Genomic DNA, 21355 nt, shown 5'->3' on the forward strand with positions numbered 1-21355 from the left:
TATTTTATTTATCAACAAATATTAGACATTATGTTTATTGTAGAAAAATATTCTATTGCAATTCTGTTCTGCATTATTACAATGCTGTGTTGGGGTTCCTGGGGAAATACACAGAAAATGGCGGCGAAAAACTGGCGTTATGAATTGTTTTATTGGGACTATGTGATCGGGATTGTGGTTCTGGCTCTCGTACTTGGGTTTACACTCGGTAGCCATGGTGAATCCGGACGCGGTTTTATGGAGGATTTACAACAGATAGAAAGTTCAAACTTCTGGAACGCCTTTTCTGGCGGTATCATTTTCAACGCAGCCAATATTTTATTAGCAGCTGCAGTATCATTAGCCGGAATGTCTGTTGCTTTTCCTGTAGGAGTGGGGTTAGCGTTGATTATAGGAGTATTTGTTAACTATTTCGCTGTCCCCAAAGGAGATCCGGTCACATTGTTTACCGGGGTTGCTTTAATTGCTGTTGCTATTATTCTGAATAGTATTGCATCAGGTAAAATGACTACTACCGGAGAAAAGAAAAGTTCAGGAAGAAAAGGTCTGTTGCTCGCTGTATGTGCAGGTATACTCATGTCATTGTTTTATCGTTTTGTAGCAGCATCCATGGATTTAGATAATTTTGAATTTCCGACTCAGGGTATGGCTACACCATATTCCGCCTTTTTTATTTTCTCTTTGGGGATACTCGCTAGTAACTTCGTTTTCAACACCTTTGTTATGAAAAAACCATTTGTTGGCGAACCTGTTGCATATAAGGAATATTTTTCAGGAAATTTCAAATCACATTTAGTAGGAGTTTTCGGAGGAGTTATCTGGGGTGTCGGCACACTATTCAGCTATATAGCTGCAGGAAAAGCCGGAGCTGCTATTTCATATGCTTTAGGCCAAGGTGCGCCTATGATAGCTGCTCTTTGGGGAATATTTATCTGGAAAGAATTTAAAGGTGGACCGAAAATAAATAATACTCTGCTTACCTTAATGATTGTCTTTTTCTTATTAGGCTTAGGCTTGATCGTTTATGCAGGGAAATAAATTGTGATGAATTATGAAAGATGTAAAAGCAGAAATACTTGTTGTAGGTAGCACCAATATCGATACGATAATCAGGGTTTCTCATCTTCCGGCGCCAGGCGAAACAGTTGGTAATGCTACATATACTACTGCTTATGGCGGAAAAGGTGCTAATCAGGCTATTGCGACAGCACGTTCAGGTGGTGAGGTAACATTTGCAACCAATTTAGGAGAAGACTCCTATACCTATAATCTGATTCCGTATTTTGAAGAAAACAGTATAAATACAGATTATATCTTTTTAGAAAAAAAGTATCAGACAGGAGTTGCTTTTATTTTTGTAGCAGATAATGGAGAAAACTGTATCGCTGTTGCGCCGGGAGCAAATGGTGTTTTTAAAGATAAAAAGCTGGATCAGATTCTGGATAAAATCGGACGGTATAAAGTTTTACTTTTACAACTTGAAATCCCTTATCAATCTGTTACTGAATTGATAAAATACGCAAAACAGGCAGGAGTGAAGGTGGTGCTTAACCCGGCTCCCGCAAGGCCGATCGAATCTGAAATCCTGAGTCAGATAGATATCCTCATCCTGAATGAAACCGAAGCGGAAATAATATCCGGAATTAAGTATGCAGATTCCACACCTGAAATAATAGCAGAAAGCTTATTTAAAAAAGGACCCGGCATAGTCATATTGACGATGGGTGCAAAGGGTGCTTATATTTATACCGAAACTATCCGGAAATATATTAAAGCTCACAGTGTCAAATCAGTAGATACTACTGCGGCAGGCGATACATTCTGCGGTGCTTTTATCGCGCACTTGATGGATACGGACAATATCATTGATGCTGTAAATTATGCTACTGCCGCCGCTGCAATCTCCGTAACCAAACTTGGCGCACAACCTTCAATCCCGAAAAAAGAAGAAGTTATGGAATTCTTAAACTCTCAATGCGAATTGAAAGAAGAACTAATAAACTATCAAACCATAAATAAATCTAGTCTATAATGAAGAAAGAACAACTAGTAATAATTATTCTTGTCTTGTTTGCATTGTTCTCGTGTAAGCAGGTTGAAGAATTTCCTCCTGAAGTAACATTAACTAAAGAACGTCTTCTGGATAAAATAAAAGGGGGGTGGGCCGGACAAGCTTTGGGTGTAACTTATGGAAGTTCTACAGAGTTTAAATTCAATGGAACCTTTATACAGGATTACCAACCGATAGAATGGTATGAAGGTTATGTAAAAGATGTGATGACAGAAAGGCCGGGCATATATGATGATATCTATATGGATTTGACCTTTGTGGAAGTCTTTGAGAGAGTGGGCATGGATGCTCCTGTCGATTCTTTTGCCCATGCATTTGCCCATGCCGATTATGAACTGTGGCACGCCAATCAGGTTGCACGCTATAATATTGTAAAAAGAGTGAAAGATCCAGGTCATTGGCTCAATAATCCACATGCAGATGATATAGATTATCAGATAGAAGCCGATTATGCCGGATTGATGACCCCGGGCATGCCGAATACAGCTTCAGAGATAAGTGATAAAATCGGCCATATTATGAATTCGGGAGACGGATGGTATGGAGGAGTATATGTTGGAGCTATGTACAGTCTGGCATTTATTTCTGACGATATAGGGTTTGTTGTCAGTGAAGCATTAAAAACAATTCCTCAGCAAAGTAAATTTTACAAATGTATTGCTGATGTAATAAAATGGCATAAACAATATCCTAATGACTGGCATCAGACATGGTTCAAAATTCAGAAAAAGCATTCGGAAGACATCGGTTGCCCCGATGGCGTATTTGAAGCATTTAACATTGATGCTACAATAAATGCAGCATATGTTGTATTAGGATTACTGTATGGTGAAGGTAATTATACAAAGACTATTGACATTTCGACTCGTGCCGGATACGATTCAGATTGTAATCCGGCAACAGCAGGAGGAATTTTAGGAACAATCCTAGGCTATAGTAATATTCCTGAATATTGGATGAAAGGCCTTAAGGACGCTGAAGATATCAATTTTAAATACACAGATATTTCCTTAAATAAAGTCTATGAGATGAGCCTGAAGCATGCTTTATATATGATAGAGAAAAATGGAGGAAAAGTAGAGGAAGAGAATATTTTTATCAAAACACAGAAACCTGTAGCAGTCCATCTCGAACAAAATTTTGAGGGCATGTATCCCTCCAAAAAAGTAGAATTTTACAGTACGGATAAAAATCCTGTTGAATTTGAATTTGAAGGAACAGGCTTTGTTCTGAGAGGTGATGCGCAAAGGAGGCACGAGAAAGCTCCATATGGCGAATTGACAGCCAAATTGTATATAGATGGTGTAGAAGTAGAAACAGCAGAGTTCCCAATGAGTTATAAATATCGCCGCCACGATTTATTTTGGAAATACCAGCTGCCATTTGGCAAACATAAAGTAAAAGTGGAATATGCTCCGAATGACGACTATCGTCTGAGGACATGGGACTATGTAATTTACTCGGATAAACCGGCTATCACAAAACACTCCGAATAAGTTAAGATTCAGAATCTGGAATATAATGCTATGAAACCCAACTACTACCAAAACTGAAAACACTATGAAATCAATTATGCCTTGTTTAATTTATTAAACAAAATTCTGATAAGCTAAGTCAAAGTACATAAATATAATAACCCATAGAATATTAGTTTATACCGGGAACCCGAGTGTTTCTGGTATAGACGGAACTTAAATTTTTATCTCATGAAATCACAAATTATTTCAATTTTATGCTGTTTCCTTAGTATATATGGCTATGCTCATGAAACTAAGATCAGCATTAGCGAGAACAAATCTATTGAAAATGAAACACGTGCTGCTCCTGAACAAAAGGATATAATTTCAGGAACAGTTACCGATCAGACCGGATTCCCTGCTACTGGAGCTACTGTTTCTATTAAAGGGACTACTAAAGCTACAATGACTGATATAGATGGAAAATTTGAAATTGATGCCAAAGCGGGAGATGTGCTTATTTTTACATATGTAGGTTTCCTGACACAGGAAATCACAGTCGGCTCACAGAAAATGATAAATGTTACATTAATTGAAAACAGCCTTTCTTTAGAGGAAGTTGTAGTAATGGGATATGGGGTTCAAAAAAAGAAACTCATTACCGGGGCTACTGTACAAGTAACGGGACAGGATATTGAAAAACTGAATTTCACAGATGTATTAGGAGCATTGCAAAGCCAGTCGCCGGGAGTAAATATTACATCCAACTCAGGTTTGCCGGGAGAAGGATACAAAATCAACATCCGCGGTTTGGGTACAATCAAAGATGCCACCCCCTTATATGTAATCGATGGAGTAGCCGGAGGAGATATTAACAATCTAAACCAATCGGATATTGAAGCTGTGGATATCCTGAAAGATGCTGCATCGGCTGCTATATATGGAGCGCGCGCCGCTAATGGGGTTGTTCTTATTACGACCAAAAAGGGAAAGCGAGGTAAACCCACAATATCATATGATACATACTATGGGTTTCAGAATGTGTATAAAATGTTGAAACCACTGGATGCCAAACAATATATGGCAATTCAAAACGAAGTGAACTTCAATGAAGGCACTCCTGCCTTTGACTATGCAGAAAGGTTACCTGTCATTTACAAACAAATAATGGATGGCACCTTTAACGGAACTGACTGGATGGATGAAACCCGGAATAAAAATGCACTTACCTATAGCCATGCTATAAATATGACGGGAGGAACAGATATGTCTACATACTCTCTTGGTTTCTCATACACTTCACAAGATGGTATTTTGGGTAAACAGGCAGATCCCGGTTATGAAAGATATACGGCACGTATCAATTCTGACTATGTCTTGTTGAAAGTAAAGGACTTTGATGCGATAAAAATAGGAGAAAATGTAACATTTACCCAAAGGATAAAAAATGGAAGGATCGGGATTGATGATATGTATTGGAACGATATCAGGAACATGTTGACTAATTCTCCGTTGATACCTGTTTATAATAAAGATGGTGGATTCTATGATCAGACCAACAAGTTGGAAGACGAATGGAATATAGAAGGAACTACCTACAACCCTATTGCCGCGATGGTTTACCAGCGGAGTATGAATAAAGAAAAATCAAATTCGCTGCTGGCAAATGTATATATAGAAATACAACCTATTAAAAACTTAAAGTTTAAGAGTAGCTATGGCTATAAAAAAGAAGACGGAACATACCGCCAATATGTACCAGCATTCCAGTTGTCTTCTACTACCGGTCAGGCTGTAGACCAGATAAGCCAATCAGCATGGAATGGGTTCAATTGGACTTTGGACAATACACTTTCATATATCTTTAAAGTAAAAGATGTCCATAACTTTGATGTCATGGTAGGGCAATCAGTAGAAAAGAGTGGCAACGGAGAATCTGTAGGCGCCTCTAATACAAGTTCTCAATTCCCTGGTTCTTTTGACTATGCATGGGTTAGTAATGGATCAGGAGATGCTAATATGAGATCTTCATCAGGTTCGAAATGGGGTGATAGCGCATTAGCTTCTTTCTTTGGGCGTGTCAATTATAATCTGAAAGAAACTTATTTGTTCTCTTTTATTTTCCGTGCCGATGGATCCTCTAACTTTGCAAAAGGTAATCAATGGAGACAATATCCATCTGCTTCGGCAGGATGGGTAATGACTAATGAAAAATTTATGGAACCTGTCGCTGGCATTGTGGATTTTTTCAAATTGAGGGCTAGTTGGGGACAAAATGGAAACTGTAATATTGGTTCATGGTTATATTCTGCTCAAATGGCTCTTTACGCACCATATGGTTTTGGTACAGACAAAGATAGGAATTATATAGGAGCTTATCTTAGACAGATACCAAATCCTGAGATAAAATGGGAGACTTCGGATCAGACAGATATAGGCTTTGACTCGCGTTTCTTTAATTCCCGTTTAGGCATATCTTTCGATTGGTACAGAAAAAAAACAATAGACTGGCTAGTGGAAGCTCCCGGACTTGATATTTGGGGAGCAGATCCTCCAACAATAAATGGAGGTAGTGTAAGAAATCAGGGTATTGAAGTTGCTTTGAACTGGAATGACCGGATTCAGGATTTCAATTATGGAGTTAAACTGAATCTTGCGTCAAACCGCAACAAAATATTATCAATTGATAATGACGAAGGTATCATACGTGGACCTTCAGGTGTATTGATTGATGGAACACCTGAAATATTCCGGGCTCAGGTCGGTTATCCGATAGGCGCTTTCTGGGGATATAAAACAGCAGGAGTATTCCAGAACGCCGAACAACTGGCAAGCACACCGGTAAAACTAAATAATGCAAAAATAGGAGACGTTATTTTTGTCGACCATGATGGTAATGGTGTCATAGATGATAATGACAGGACAATGATTGGTAATCCTCATCCAAAATTGACACTTGGTTTTAGCTTGAATTTGGGATGGAAAGGAGCTGATCTGTCTGTAACTACTTATGGGGCGTTTGGACACCAGATTGCCCGTTCGATACGGGCTTTCAATACACAGCAGATATTCGAACGCTGGCATGGAGAGGGAACTTCAAACTATCTGCCTCGCCTGACTAATATGAGTCACCCTAACTGGAATTACTTTTCGGAAACCCACATAGAAGATGCCGATTACCTGAAAATTCAGAATGTCACATTAGGATACGACTTTAAGAACATTCTGCCGAAACTTCCACTTGGGCAGGCCAGATTGTATATTGCTGCCCAGAATTTGTTCACATTCACCAAGTATTCGGGTATGGATCCCGATATAGGATATTCGGCTGGTGTTCCTTGGTCAAAAGGAGTAGATTTAGGTTATTATCCTACTGCTAGAACAATAATGTTTGGTGCTAATCTTAAATTTTAAAATAATAAGGATATGAAACGAATAATATATTTTATATCAATAGTTACTATCTTATCTTTGGTAAGTTGCGATGACTTTCTGGACACTAAGAGCTATAATGAAAAAGAACTGACTAATTTCCCTGAAACAGTGGACGATATCAATCAGATGCTGACGGGTGCTTATGCTTCGATGAATGTTGATATATTATCCGGCTTTTACCTTGCGGAATTAGCTTCTGACGACCGTTTTGGTGGTGGCGGGGAAGGTGATAAGTTTATGCATGCAATAGACCGGCTGATGAACGTCGGCACAGATATGTGCGGTGGCTTGTGGTGGGGACGCTACAGAGGAATCCAAAGAGTAAACTTATTGTTTGAGAACATAGATAGGGTAAAAGCTTGGAAGAATGAACAACAAAAAAATCAGATAATTGGTGAAGCTCTCTATTTACGGGCTATGTTCTATTTCGAACTGGCACAGGTATACGGAGAGGTTCCATTGATGCTGACGACAGAAGCTTTAAATCTGCCCAAATCTCCGGCTAATGAAGTTTATGCCCAGATAGCTTCTGATTTGAAGAATGCAATCGGTATGATGGGAACAGATAAATACAATCCCGAAATGGCCGGACATGCCACCAAATGGTCGGCAGAGGCGCTGATGGCTCGTGTTTTCTTATTCTATACAGGATATTATAAAAAAGACGCGTTGTCTTTGGTAGAAGGAGGCAGCGTGACAAAAGCTGAAGTGATCAATTGGCTGAACGACTGTATCGAAAACAGCGGACATGGATTAATCATTGATAACACAAATCCGGGAAATGGTTTTTATAACCTTTGGCCTTATTCAAATGAATATACAGCCATAGATTACCAATGGGCGAAAGATAAAAAAGTGAAATGGGTAGGCGATGGTAATGAAGAAACTGTATTTGCTATTAAGTTTAACAATTTTGGTAGCTGGGACCAGACAGGCTATACTAATATGCATGCCACGCATTTTGGAATACGCACGCCAAATGGAAATACATCTACTTTCCCATTCGGAGAAGGTTATGGTGCGGGAACAGTTAATCCTCAACTTGTAGAATATTGGAAAACAGCAGAACCGAATGATATCCGCCTGTGGGGATCGATTATCGATGTAGAGAATGATTTGCCTGATTTTCAATGGGGTGCCGATTTGCAAATGGAGGAAACAGGTTATGTCCAAAAGAAATATCTGGCCATTACAGCTTATGATCATACAGATGGTGGTTCGGAATTCCTTACTTCTTATTCCCCTCTTATGTACAATACCCCTAGAGCTCCTGTAGAACTGGCTTCCACTCAAGACCTTGTGCTTATACGTTTCGCTGATGTACTTTTAATGCACTCCGAACTGACTCAAACGGCAGCAGGAATAAATAAAGTACGCGACCGTGCCGGACTAACAGGTATCGGTGCTTATACTCTGGATGCATTGAAGAAAGAGCGTAGGCTTGAACTGGCATTTGAAGGAGTTCGTTGGTACGACCTGATGCGTTGGGGGGATGCTCCTACTGCATTGGCCCGGCAGGGAGATGTAATGGTGAGGAATATGGCAGGCGATCCTGTGCAAATGGCATCATATGGCGGCGGTTGGGTAGCCCGATATGCGGCTACCGGAGGATTCTGGCCGATACCGGGAACTCAGATTGCTCGGTCTGCCGGAGTTCTGGTGCAAAATGAAGGTTGGGGAACTACCGAAGCTGAATATCGTGGATGGTAACATATTATTAAAGAATTATACGCCAAATTAAAAGATATAAATTATGAAAAAGATAATATATACAATACTGTCATTGACTCTGTTAATAGCTTGTAGCCCTATTGAGAAAGAATATTCGATGGGTAGGGATTATACTGCCGATGAACTTGATGTTTCAGTCAGGGCTGTTGTTGTGAATGGTAAGAATACCAATAAACTGATATTTGAAAATCACTCGCCCATTTTGGGTGAATGGGACTACTCTTTTGGCGTTACCAATCAACAGGTTGTAGATACGGCCATAATTGTGGTAGAAGGGCCTCTGACAGTTACTTTCAAAGGATTGAATCCAAGCGGATCGATGATAACTAAGAAGTTTGAAGTGGATATTCAAGATTTATATTTTCCAGTTCCACCGGAATGGGGTCTATTCTGTGGAAACGGAACAAAAGTTTGGGAATGGGAAGTTGACGAAGATCCTTTTGGTGCAGGAGGATATATGGATAGTCATGAGCCATGGGATCCGACAGACCTTTCAGAATTGGAAGGTGGATGGTGGAACCAAGCCGGATGGGGAGAAGGAGCAACTATGTCGTTCTCTATACGGGGGGCTGCATTCTCTAAAACCAATGCCTCCGGAACAAAAACAGAAACAGGAACTTTTACCTTTGATATGTCGCAAAAGCTAATGAATATATGGGAGCCAGATGAAATCTGGTCTCATGGAAAATTACGCATAAATGGAGGAACATCCATTTTGGCAGGACGGGTTCCTCACTACGATTTTTGGTATATATACGATGTATACGAATTTGACATCGTCGAATTGGAAGAAGACAGGATGGTATTAGCTCATTGGATGGAACCCCGGGAATGGAATGACGAAGCGTATTTTTGGATTTTCAGAGCTAAAGAATGACAATTTGAAGGAATCAGTACTGTATTCTGATTTCTGATTCACATTATTTAAAGAAAATCAGAGAGTAATAATTCACTCTCTGACTTTCTTGATTTCGATATTTATTTTATAAACTTTATTATATTAATTCAGGGCAAACGCACAAAATATGTGTTTTTATGCAGAAAGTTTATCTATATATAGCTGATAGCCTTTAGCTATTGGCTTATAGCTCTTTGAAAAATTGATTAGCAGAAAAGTTACGAGTTTGCCTCGCCTTCGCTTCGGCGAATGTTATTTCTTCGCCCTGCAGGCAGTTACGAGTAGACGAGATACAAGATACAAGTTGTTAACTGATAACTGTTGACTGAAAAAACTGTTACATGTGTTACCTTTTTTAATTGAAAGTTGAAAGTTGGCCCGATCGCGCAGACGTCCCGTCTGTGTGTTGCGTAGCAAACATTTTGCTCTATCGAGCAAGACACGGACTAGAAGTCCGCGCCAACAAAGGGCAAATCCGATGAAACGAGAGGATATGAGAGTTTTCAAAAAGCTACCGGCTAAAAGCTATCAGCTAATAGCTGAAAAAGTGTCAGATATGTCAGATTTTAACTAAATACAGTTAATAAATTCAAAATAAATCGATAGCTAAAAATCCTCTATTTTCATGCGTTTGCCCTAATATTAATTATTATGAAAAAGACTATTCTATCCTTTTTATTCTTGTTTTCGATAGGATTATCAATATCTCCTATAATTTCAGCTCAGGCAGGATTATATGATTTACAATGTGAGGCTCTCAAAAATCCATTGGGTATAGATAATATATCGCCTAATCTCAGCTGGAAAATTAAATCGGAAAGAAATGGATTTAAACAGTTGTATTATCAGATACTTGCTGCTTCCGATGAACAATTGTTATCAAAGGATAATGGCGATTTATGGGATTCCGGAAAAGTAAAATCAGATAAGTCTGTGTGGATTCCATATTCAGGAAAAGCCTTGAAATCGAGAAGTTTGGTTTATTGGAAAGTAAGGATATGGGATGAGAAAGGAAATGTTACGACCTGGAGTGAGAATGCCTCTTTTTCCATAGGTTTACTATCTACCAATGATTGGGATGCTGTTTTTATTGGAGGAGCAATAACAGAAGATGCAAAAGCAGAATCTCCATTATTAAGAAAAACATTCAACTGCACAGGCGAAGGACAAATATCTTTATTGCATGTCAACTCATTAGGTTATCATGAAATATATCTAAATGGCAAAAGAGTTGGTGATGTTGTCCTTACTCCGGCGGTATCACAGTTTGATAAGCGTTCTTTGGTTGTGACATATGATGTGTCTTCTTTCCTGAAAAAGGGTAAGAATGATTTAGTTTTGTGGTTAGGGAAAGGATGGTACAGGAATCAGGGTGTAGTGAGCGGAGGCCCCTATGCTAGGGCTCAGTTGGAAACATACTTTAAAGGGAAATGGATAAATCCGGTTAATACTGACGAAACTTGGCTTGCAAGAAGAAGTGGTTATTCAGATCCGGGAAAATGGACGGCATGGCAATTTGAAGGAGAAATAATAAATGCGACTGAACTTTTACCGGATTTCACTTCCGGCTCACTTAATAGTGTGGGATGGGAGAAAGCCCGATGTGCGAAAATACCCCGGCATGTAGCTTCCCCGCAAATGGTAGAGCCGGACAGAATACAGAAAACAGTGAATCCCATTTCTGTTAAACAATTAAATGATTCAACCTGGATATTTGATATTGGCACGAATATAACCGGTTGGACAGAAATTAAATTCCCCCAATTAAGAGAAAACCAGAAAATAAAGATTAGTTATTGCGATTTTCTGAACAATGACGGAAGTTTCAGGGATAAGAATGACTGCGATTACTATATTGCTTCGGGAAAGAATAATGAAACATTTATAAACAAATTCAACTACCATGCATACAGGTATATCAAAATAACTAATCTTAGAGAATGCCCTGCGTTGTCGGATATATCTTCTTATCTGATCCATACAGATTATGGCGGAAATTCTTCCTTTAGCTGTTCTGATAGAGATCTGAATGCAATACATGATATGGTGCAGTATACCCTGCATTGCCTTACTATCGGCGGATATATGGTAGACTGTCCGCATCTCGAACGGCTGGGATATGGAGGCGATGGTAATGCCTCTACTTTAACGGCACAAACCATGTATAACCTTGCTCCGCTATACAATAACTGGATGCAGGCATGGGCAGATTGCATCCGAGAAGATGGTAGTATGCCGCATATTGCGCCTTGTCCTTGTTCAGCTGGCGGAGGCCCTTATTGGTGCGGCTTTATTATAACAGGTTCATGGCAGACCTATGTCAACTATGGTGACAAGCGGCTGATAAAAAAGCATTATCCGGTAATGAAAAAATGGTTGGAATATGTAAAATTATATATGAAAGACGGATTGCTGAAACAATGGCCCGATACAGAATACAGGAACTGGTATTTAGGGGATTGGGCAACGCCGGAAGGTATAGACCAAACGAATGCCCTATCAGTAGACTTGGTTGCCAATTGCTTTGTCAGTAACTGTTATAATACAATGGAAAAAATAGCCGGAATTTTGGGTTATAATGAAGATAAAAATGAGTTTGCCAAGAAACGTGATGAACTGAATAATCGGATACATTTTGCATTCTATAACCCTGAACGAAAGAGTTATTCTACAGGTACACAAATAGACCTGGTGTATCCGTTGCTGGTGGGAGCAACTCCTCTAAATATAACACAGGATGTAATAAATACTTTACATAAAGAAACAGAAAAACGGTTTAATGGGCATTTGTCTGCAGGGCTGGTTGGTGTACCTGTTATTACCCAATGGGTTACACAGACTGGTTCCGCTGACTATATGTATAATATGTTGAAAAAAAGAGAATATCCCGGATATCTCTATATGATAGACAATGGCGCTACTACAACATGGGAACACTGGAATGGAGAACGTAGCCATATACACAACTGCTATAATAGTATTGGCTCGTGGTTCTATCAGGCATTGGGCGGCATCATTCCTGATGAAGAGCAGGCAGGCTACAGGCATGTATCGATCCAGCCTCAATTGATAAAAGGTATTGAATGGGTAAAAGTTTTGAAAGACACACCTTTCGGAAACTTGTCTGTCGAATGGAAACTGGCAGACGATAAATATATACTGGATGTGGACATTCCTGTTGGTTGTAGCGCAACTGTTACGCTTCCTGTTAATGGAAAAACATTTATAAACGGCAATAAGAATAATTCCGAAATAATGCAGGTGGAAAGTGGTAAATATCAGATTATAAGTGAGCTTTGATTGAATTTTTATCCTTTACTTAGATTAATAACTATGAATACACTTCACAAAATATCCTCTCTGGTTTTAATAGGAATAAGCCTTTTCCTTATTTCCTGTAATGGAAATAAAATCGAAAATGTAGAATCTATACAGATCATACCTATACCACGGGAAATAATTATAGGGACTGGCACATTCGCGCTGAATACAAATACCTCGGTTTATACAAATATGATAGGTGATGAAAAGAATCGTATTTTAGAATATTTAAGGCTATCATCACTACTGCTTAACAAAGAAGCGCAAAAAGAAAAGACAGGAACCCTTCAGTTACTTTTGGTAGAAAGTACGAACAAAGAAAATTCTGAATCTTATCATTTACAAATTAATTCTTCAGGAATCAAAATAGAAGCAACAGACGGAGCCGGCATATTCTATGGCATTCAGACATTATTGCAACTTGTAGAACAATATGGCATGGAAAAGATCCCTGCAATTTCAATAAATGATTATCCATATCTTAAATACCGGGGACTTCTTATAGATGTGTCCAGACATTTCTTTTCGAAGGAATTCATAAAAAAGCAAATAGATATGATGGCCTATTATAAGATGAATCGTCTTCATTGGCATTTAGTTGATGGTGCGGGCTGGAGGATCGAAATAAAGAAATATCCTGAACTGACAGATAAAACTGCATGGCGGCTTCATGAGAACCTTGTAGAATGGTCAGATAATGGAAAACAATATTGCAGTAAAGGCACACAGGGGCATATGGTGGTTATTATACACAGGAAGATATAAAAGAAGTCGTTGAATATGCTGCCAAAAGATATATTACAATTATACCGGAGATAGAGATGCCAGGGCATAGTGAAGAAGTACTGGCGGCTTTTCCTGAGCTATCCTGTGCTGGAGAGCCATATGTGAATTCAGATTTTTGTATCGGTAATCCTCAAACGTTTGTTTTCCTCGAAAATGTATTAAGTGAAGTAATGGAGCTTTTCCCTTCCGAACTTATCCATATAGGCGGTGATGAAGCTGAAAAAAATGGATGGAGAACATGTGCCAAATGTAATAGACTGATGAATCAAGAAGCGTTGAAGGATGCGGATGAACTTCAGAGTTATATGATTCATCGCATTGAGACTTTCCTGAATGCCAATGAACGCAGGCTTTTGGGTTGGGATGAAATAATGCAGGGAGGGCTGGCTCCAAATGCTACTGTTATGTCCTGGCAGGGTGAGAAGTATGGTATTGATGCCGCACGAAAAGGGCATGATGCAATTATGACACCTATTAATTATTGTTACCTTAATTTTTATCAGGATGCGCCGGATGCGCATGTTCTGTCATGGGCCGGTTACACTCCATTAGAGAAGGTTTATGCATATAACCCAGTTCCGGATTCTCTGGATATGGAAGCACTAAAACATATATTGGGTATACAAGGCAATGTTTGGGCTGAATATATTCCTACAGAAGAAAATGAAGAAATGATGATTTGGCCGAGAGCTTTGGCAATAGCGGAAACAGGCTGGTCATTACCTGAAAAAAAGTCATACGAGAGATTCAGAAAGAATGCATTGAAAGCCGTTGAATTTATGCAGTCTAAAGGGTATAGTCCATTTGATCTCAAAAATGAAGTGGGACAACGTAGAGAATATGCTGACACGGTATGTCACCTGGCCTATCAAAAGCCTGTTGAATATAAGAAAATGTATACGTATGAATATACGGCAGGAGGAAAAACAGCTTTAACAGACGGATTGCTGGGTGGCTGGGCTCCGGATGACAATCGTTGGCAAGGATTTATAGGCAATAGCATGGATATAGTAATAGATATGGAAACTGTACAGGTAATAAATTCTATAGAAGCTACATTTATGCAGGACGGCTTTGGTTGGTACTGGATGCCTAAAGAAGTAGAAATATCTATATCTCCAGACAATAAAAATTTTACTTTGTTGACAACTGTAAAAAATGATATACCTTTTACTCAGACTGGCTTTTTTCTTAAGAACTTCGGATGGAACGGAAAGACGGGTGGCCGTTATATTCGCTACATTGCAAAGCCTGATAAGGAAAGTCAAAAAGTAGGATTTCTCTTTGTTGATGAAGTAATCGTCAAATAACATATAAACAGGCCCGGATAAAACCGGGTAAATTATTTATTTTCAGTATCATATTACTGTATTAGTGAAATTTTAAGAAATCAATAAATTTAAAAGGGATATGAATCATTTTATCGATAAAGATTGTAACCAGTCATAAAATTATATAACTTTTAATATAGCTTCCTTAAATTTCCAAAGAAAATGATTCGGCTATTATCCAACCAGCGCCGACCATTAGTTATATAAAGAATATATTTATTGACTTATTTGCCTGGCCTTTTGAAATATCAGGGATGTTTCTTTGTATTAAAAAACATTGTGTATCTTTGCTGAAAGAGTTATTTGAATCTATGAAAATAAAGCAGAACGAGGTATCCCGGTTGTTTCTAAATCGTTACCTGTCTCTCTCTTTTCTCTTCCTTATCAATTGAATATCAATTAGATTCTATTTTTCTGTATAGTATAGATACAAAAGTACCAAAAGAATTCTTCCCTTAGATTATTTTCTTATTACAGACTTTAAATTTGTACTCTTTTTCAATTTTAAAAATGATTTCATTTGCTATTTTATTTTTGTAAACATGGGGCAACAGTTTAATTTTGAACAGATTCATTCGGGTAATATATTGTAATAATTTTAAGATTAATTTATTGTACGAAGAGAAACCATAGTATATCCATTCGATAAAGGCTCCTGACATTATTTTAGGATAATAGCTGGTTTGTCCAAATTCTACTATTCCCTTATCCATCTGTTCAGAGAGTTCAATAATCTTAAATAACATATTTATATAAAGGATTCTGGCATCATCCGTTCCATAGGTCATACCCAAATATAATGGGATTAACCGGTCCTCCTCCTCTACAACTAAAGCCATAGACCTGATCAATCCTTTTCCGTCTCTTGATATGATAAAAAAAGTATTATCAGGAAGATTCCTGTTCAGATTAAGAAAAAAAGATCCATTTAAAATTTCAAGTTTATTTTTAGCTTTACGGAGAACATTTAAATACATTTCTTCGAATATGTCTTTATAGGGAGTAATATCCCTGATTATTTCCCATGTATAATACTTATTATATTCGTTTCGTTTCTTTCGGTATCGCCGCTGATGGTTAGCTTTTAAAGCATTCGGATATGGCCTGCATTCCGGGAATGTTGGCACAAAGGAATTGGGAAAAGACCGGCAGAAACAAAAATTTTTCCCTAGTGTGTTTCTTGCCTTATCAATTTGTGTTTCCCTGATTTCTTTAATTAATATTAGTTTGGCATTTTTGTTTTTTGCCTTTAATTTCAATTGTTTGTTTATCAAAGAGAATATTACCGCCTCACAATTTTTATATCCACTACTTACACCTACAAAATATTCACAACTGGCAGCATAGGATCCTATAACAAAAGTTTTAATTTTAAGAAATCTTGGAAATTTACTTCTTACTTTATAAAATAAAACCTTTAAACTTGATTCATCAAGCAAATCAATCAAATCCAGTTTAAAATAAAAGCATGGTACTATCGCAACAGTTTTTGAATTTTCTGTAATCAGTAGATAGTAAAATTCTACATCCGGAATATTAGATTGTTGTATAGATTTAATAAAATTTATGCCTGTTATATGTTTGGTACCGAAAATTAATTTCCATTGTTCTTCATCTATCAGATTAATATCCGTCAACCATTCACATTTAAAGTCTCTGTATGTCATATTTATTGAACAGATTAATTAAAATTGAAACAAGCATATCCAAATCACTTTTTGTATGAGTAGCCATTACACTTATTCTTAACCGCGATAAATTTGCAGGTACGGCCGGAGTAAATATGGGATTTACAACAACACCTAAATCTAAAGCATCTTTAGATATAAGTGAGGCTTTTAAATCATCTCCAATGATTACGGGGATTATCGCCGTTTTGCTGTTTAAGATTTCAAAGCCATTATCTTTTAACTTCTCTCTCAGATAGTTTGAGTTAAAAAACAAGCGTTTAACAATATCTGTGGATCTTATTAATTCTAAAGATGCCAGGACAGATGCACAATCACCCGGAGGCAACGATGTTGAGAACATATTACTTCGTGCGTATACTCTCAGGTAATCGATTATCTCCTGACTTGCAGAGATATAGCCACCAACCACACCGAGTGCTTTACTTAAACAGCCTGTAAGAATTATATCTTTAGAATAACCAATATTAAAATAAGAAAGCGTCCCGCCTCCATTTTCACCAATTACACCTGTTGCATGTGCTTCATCTATAGCCAACAGGCATTTGTATCTTCGAACAATATTTAATATAGCCGGAATATCTGCAATATCACCATCCATACTGAATACACCGTCTGTTACTACCAAGATACCACCGGGATATTTTGAAGTATTTTCCTTCAGTATTTTTTCTAAATGGGTTAAATCATTATGTTTAAAACGTAACATTTTTGCTCCGGATAAAATAGTTCCATCAATCAGGCTGGCATGATTCAACTTATCATGAACTATTAAGTTTTCCGGACCTAATAAGCCTGAAACCATTCCTAAATTAGCGCAATATCCTGAAGTAAAAAGAATGCTGTCTTCAAAACCCGTAAGTGAAGAAATTGAGCGCTCCAGTTCATTTTGAACAATCGTCGTTCCTGTTAAAAGAGGAACACCTCCGGAACCAACACCGAGTTCTTTAATACATTCAATAGATTTATTAATTACATATTCTGAATTACAAAGGCCTAGATAACTATTGGAACCAAACATAATGGCATTTTGCTCTTTAGATTCATGGCGATCAATATATCTTACTTGGCGGTCACAAGCTGTGATAAAAGGATTTTTTTTATATACATTGTAGGAGGAATTCTCATGTTTTATCATCTCTTCTTTAAAATCCAATACTTTCCCCATAATTGAACCATCTTTACTCTTGCGGTTTGCTGTTAGACTAATACGATAATCTTCCATAATAATTTAATCTTTCTTAAAAACATGTTGAACGTTCGGTATTATTTTAGCAAATTTAAAGTTTTCAGTTAATTATAATATACTAATTGTTATTTTTTTTTACAGAAAAATTATATCCAGGCTATATGGAATCGATTTTATATAATATTTCTGTTTCTATCAGAGACTAACAGGTATAACATTATGATTATTACTTTTTTAATATTACTTTTGTTTCTTATTATTTGTAAAGTGTATGTAGTGTATGAAAAAAACGAAAGATAAAATTCTATTTGAGACATTTAAACTTTTGGTACAAAGTTCTTATGAACGTACAACATTTGATGAAATTGAGAAAATAACGGGCGTGACCAGAGGCGCGATATCTTATCATTTCAAGACAAAAGAAAATCTCTTTATGGCCGTTATTGAAGAATTTGTATTCAAGCGAGGTTCTATTTTGCAAATACCTGTAAGGGATACTGAAAAGTTTATATTAAAAAATTTTATTGGTAACTTTATTGAACACTGTTACGAGGAAAATCAACGTGTCAACAATCTTGGCATAACAAACTTCAATCTGGCTTATTTTAATATTGAACTCCAGGCTCTGTTTTTTTATCCTAATTTTATCAATAAAGTTCTCCAGTGGCTTGAAATAGAGAATAAAGTATGGGAGGATATTATAAAGGCAGCGATCGAGAACAACGAAATTAGTGAAAATGTTGATATTAAAAGATTAGCCTCTATATTTGTGAAATCATATCTTGGGGATAGTTATATTGGCATTTTTCATAAGAATGGACAGGATTTAGAAGAGTTGAAAAAAGACTTTATGCATATTTACGATTTAATTAAATTAAAGTGAGTAGTTTGTAAAAATATACATTTCATTCTCTCTTTCTATTTATGAAAATAAGCATTCCTGTTATACAGGAATGCTGTTGGCTCGTAAATTCTCCAAATTCAAATACAATCCGGCTTTATCAGTCCTGCCCTCTTTTAATAATTCCCATAAAATATGACAACCCAATGTCGCCAAAGAACTGTTAATGAACAGGTCTTGTTTTGATAAAGCCTGAGCTTGCGAACAGGAAGGTCCGGAATCCTTATCTTTTATCTTCTTCAGGTCAAAACGTTCACTTATAACCGGTAACTGCGAAATGTTCTCATATTTTCTGGACTTAGGCTGTTCAATATTTTGCAGCGTACCCAGAACGGCCTGCCCTGTCTTCTGCATATTGCCATAATCCATCCAGTATAGGGGATTCTGATAAGGACTATATGATCCATTCCCTGTTTTAGACAAGATTTCGCCTATTTCCAATCGTGCTTTTACATTATCCACACAGGATATGTAAATATTGGCTCCACCTGCTGTTTTTTTATTGAAATGCTCAGGAACTGCATTCCATGCCGAACCAAAGGTGCGGTTAATCCTGGAAACCAATACCACGGCTTTATTCAGGGAAAGGTCGCATTCATAAAACAATTGGCGCCCTATATTCGGTGTTTCTACTATATCCCCGTCATAAACCGTAACGTAAAGTCCCGGATGCCCTAAAGCCTGAAGACTTGCATCCATCATTGCTAAAGAAGTGAGTACACGGCAGCCGGTTCCTCCGCAACCGATCATGATCACAGTGACCGGATGGGACGGATTCAGCAGGTATTTGTCTGTATAATGATATCTCTTTTTCATTTGATTAAATCTTTAAGTGTCTTATCGTATGGCAATAACTCTTCATAGTCAAATCCATCCTGCCATTTTTGAGTCGCTGTAAACAGGTTGCTCTTTGTCGGATTACTATGTCCTCCCAAATGGGAAAACTCGGTCATCCAGAATTTCTTCTCCCAATACAACAAAAGATCGTTGTAATCCGGTGATTCCGGATAATCCAAACTTGCATTTCCCAAACAAACACTGGATTCCGTCACATTGAAAAAAGGTGCTTTATAGAGCTTGTTGACCGGTTTCTTCCCTTTAAATGCATAAATATGGAGTGAAATGTTTGTAGCTACATAAAGCACGCCGGGGATATAGTACATGGCATTTTCCAGATTCAGGTCTTTGGTAAAATACATCATGCGTTGTCCCGGAGGATTAAACCAGACATACCTTTCATGCCCTGTCCGGTTGTCCGCATAGAGCAGGTTAGCCGGTATTTTCCCCGAAGGCATCTGACTTTGCTCTAAGGAGAAACCACTGACAAGATCAGAGATACATTCTTTACTTAAAGGGACTCCCTCCAGCAACCTTCCCTCCGGGTCAATAGTATGGGACTCAATATAATATTCACTATCCTTATCTTTATCTTTATAGGCCACCAGTGCGATAACAGGCTTGCTAACTCCAGCCGATTGTTCTAATATTTCATCCGTTGTATAATACATAACTAAAATCGTTTATCCATTCTAAAAATTCAATCACAAACTTATCAGGCTTAAACAGGCCTTTTGTACGGGGTGTCACTGTCCTGTTTACAGACGAGAAAAATTCATAGCCGGATTCATAGGCATAATTATTCATATATTCTATCAGGTTCTCAAGAATAAGATCATCATCATAAATGATCATAAAGGTTTCATCGGCATCAACGGGATATTCATCACTGTGATGCCTCGGAGCATTCGTATAATGCAACAGCACTTTCCCTGTCCTTAGCAGCTTGAGTCCTTTTCTCATCCCGGAAAGTATTTTTTTCTCTTTGGCGGAAGCCGGCTTATAGTGGTCGATCAACGCCCTGAGGGAATAAACATCAAATTCCGGCTTCTGATCCACCAGATTTAATGTTTGTGATATATCTCCTTCTATATATCGTTTTACCAGTTCCATCCATATATCCTCCGGCTCCTCCCCTGTATTTTCACAATAGCTTTCCACTTCTTCTTTCCACATTTCAAAATGCTGGCTTTCCAACAATGGTGTCATCCTTTGTTTATCCTGCAACAGCCGGAAGAATTCAATCAGGATATTACGGAATACACCTTGTGTTTCATCTATTATCTTACAAGGGATATAATACAGGAGGTTATCAGCCAGATTATCTATAATTTTCAGGCGTATTTTGTTATTCTTTTCAAACAAACGTACCTCCAAATCATTGGGTAAAAGGCTATTAAGTTTATCACAAATAGCCTCGAAGTTTCTGGGTTCCGGATCCAACACAAAGTTTTCGCCGAACAATCCGGCACAGTTCTTTGCCGAATCATAGAGGTAATGATAACTGTCCGGTTGAAACATCGGATTTACATCTGCTTCATAGAACGGTTTAAATACAGTGGTCAGAAAACCATTAACTGGTTTTCCGACTTCTGTAATTTCCTTTTGTAATTGTGTATCCCCCACCGGATGCCTTTGCGCGACTCTTCGCTGCTTAGAATGCGTCCTATTTTTTGGTGCAATGATTGTTGTTGTTCGCATAACTGTTTT

Annotated in this window: 15 protein-coding genes; 10 read left to right on the forward strand and 5 right to left on the reverse strand. The window is 37.8% G+C overall.

The window, feature by feature from the left end; all coding sequences use genetic code 11:
• The first annotated feature begins 30 nt into the window (after positions 1-30).
• The 9 genes from ACYQ3L_RS00270 to ACYQ3L_RS00310 all read left to right on the forward strand — a co-directional run bounded on the left by ACYQ3L_RS00270 (position 31) and on the right by ACYQ3L_RS00310 (position 15009).
• Complete coding sequence (locus ACYQ3L_RS00270) at positions 31-1038, forward strand: GRP family sugar transporter (protein ID WP_380000933.1); 1008 nt, start codon at positions 31-33, stop codon at positions 1036-1038.
• Positions 1039-1051: 13 nt separating this feature from the next.
• Complete coding sequence (rbsK, locus tag ACYQ3L_RS00275; protein WP_380000931.1) at positions 1052-2032, forward strand: ribokinase; 981 nt, start codon at positions 1052-1054, stop codon at positions 2030-2032.
• A complete protein-coding gene (locus ACYQ3L_RS00280; RefSeq protein ID WP_380000929.1) occupies positions 2032-3567 on the forward strand; it encodes an ADP-ribosylglycohydrolase family protein in 1536 nt (511 codons plus the stop codon). The genes rbsK and ACYQ3L_RS00280 overlap by 1 nt, the downstream gene beginning before the upstream one ends.
• Before the next feature lie 210 nt (positions 3568-3777).
• The gene (locus ACYQ3L_RS00285) at positions 3778-6942 is read left to right on the forward strand and encodes a SusC/RagA family TonB-linked outer membrane protein (RefSeq protein WP_380000927.1); all 3165 of its coding nucleotides are present in this window, start codon (positions 3778-3780) and stop codon (positions 6940-6942) included.
• A 12-nt stretch (positions 6943-6954) separates the two neighbouring features.
• On the forward strand, positions 6955-8673 hold the full coding sequence (locus ACYQ3L_RS00290) for a RagB/SusD family nutrient uptake outer membrane protein (RefSeq protein ID WP_380000925.1): 1719 nt from the start codon (positions 6955-6957) through the stop codon (positions 8671-8673).
• 43 nt (positions 8674-8716) lie between these two features.
• Positions 8717-9571 (forward strand): hypothetical protein, encoded by an 855-nt coding sequence (locus tag ACYQ3L_RS00295; protein ID WP_380000923.1) that lies wholly within the window; start codon positions 8717-8719, stop codon positions 9569-9571.
• A gap of 672 nt (positions 9572-10243) precedes the next feature.
• Positions 10244-12892 carry a family 78 glycoside hydrolase catalytic domain gene (locus ACYQ3L_RS00300; protein WP_380000921.1) on the forward strand — a complete coding sequence of 883 codons (2649 nt, stop codon included), beginning with the start codon at positions 10244-10246 and terminating at the stop codon, positions 12890-12892.
• Between the two features lie 33 nt (positions 12893-12925).
• Positions 12926-13678, forward strand: coding sequence for a family 20 glycosylhydrolase (locus ACYQ3L_RS00305; RefSeq protein ID WP_380000919.1), 753 nt, complete (start codon positions 12926-12928; stop codon positions 13676-13678).
• Entirely contained in the window at positions 13675-15009 is a 1335-nt protein-coding gene (locus ACYQ3L_RS00310; protein ID WP_380000946.1) for a glycoside hydrolase family 20 protein, read from the forward strand. Before ACYQ3L_RS00305 ends, ACYQ3L_RS00310 begins: the two co-directional genes overlap by 4 nt.
• Before the next feature lie 476 nt (positions 15010-15485).
• Here ACYQ3L_RS00310 and ACYQ3L_RS00315 read toward each other — a convergent pair whose 3' ends face one another.
• Positions 15486-16697 (reverse strand): hypothetical protein, encoded by a 1212-nt coding sequence (locus ACYQ3L_RS00315; protein WP_380000917.1) that lies wholly within the window; start codon positions 16695-16697, stop codon positions 15486-15488.
• On the reverse strand, positions 16678-17943 hold the full coding sequence (locus tag ACYQ3L_RS00320; RefSeq protein ID WP_380000915.1) for an aminotransferase class I/II-fold pyridoxal phosphate-dependent enzyme: 1266 nt from the start codon (positions 17941-17943) through the stop codon (positions 16678-16680). Before ACYQ3L_RS00320 ends, ACYQ3L_RS00315 begins: the two co-directional genes overlap by 20 nt.
• Positions 17944-18187: 244 nt before the next feature.
• On the opposite strand from ACYQ3L_RS00320, the gene ACYQ3L_RS00325 reads away from it, so the two are divergent.
• Positions 18188-18790, forward strand: coding sequence for a TetR/AcrR family transcriptional regulator (locus ACYQ3L_RS00325; protein ID WP_380000913.1), 603 nt, complete (start codon positions 18188-18190; stop codon positions 18788-18790).
• A 60-nt stretch (positions 18791-18850) separates the two neighbouring features.
• On the opposite strand, the gene ACYQ3L_RS00330 is transcribed toward ACYQ3L_RS00325, so the two are convergent.
• From ACYQ3L_RS00330 to ACYQ3L_RS00340, 3 genes are read right to left on the reverse strand one after another with little or no spacing between them, the layout of a single operon-like run.
• The gene (locus ACYQ3L_RS00330) at positions 18851-19624 is read right to left on the reverse strand and encodes a PRTRC system ThiF family protein (protein WP_380000911.1); all 774 of its coding nucleotides are present in this window, start codon (positions 19622-19624) and stop codon (positions 18851-18853) included.
• Complete coding sequence (locus tag ACYQ3L_RS00335; protein ID WP_380000909.1) at positions 19621-20316, reverse strand: PRTRC system protein B; 696 nt, start codon at positions 20314-20316, stop codon at positions 19621-19623. Before ACYQ3L_RS00335 ends, ACYQ3L_RS00330 begins: the two co-directional genes overlap by 4 nt.
• On the reverse strand, positions 20297-21346 hold the full coding sequence (locus ACYQ3L_RS00340; RefSeq protein ID WP_380000907.1) for a hypothetical protein: 1050 nt from the start codon (positions 21344-21346) through the stop codon (positions 20297-20299). Before ACYQ3L_RS00340 ends, ACYQ3L_RS00335 begins: the two co-directional genes overlap by 20 nt.
• Between the last annotated feature and the right edge of the window lie 9 nt (positions 21347-21355).

The organism is Dysgonomonas termitidis (genome assembly GCF_054657735.1).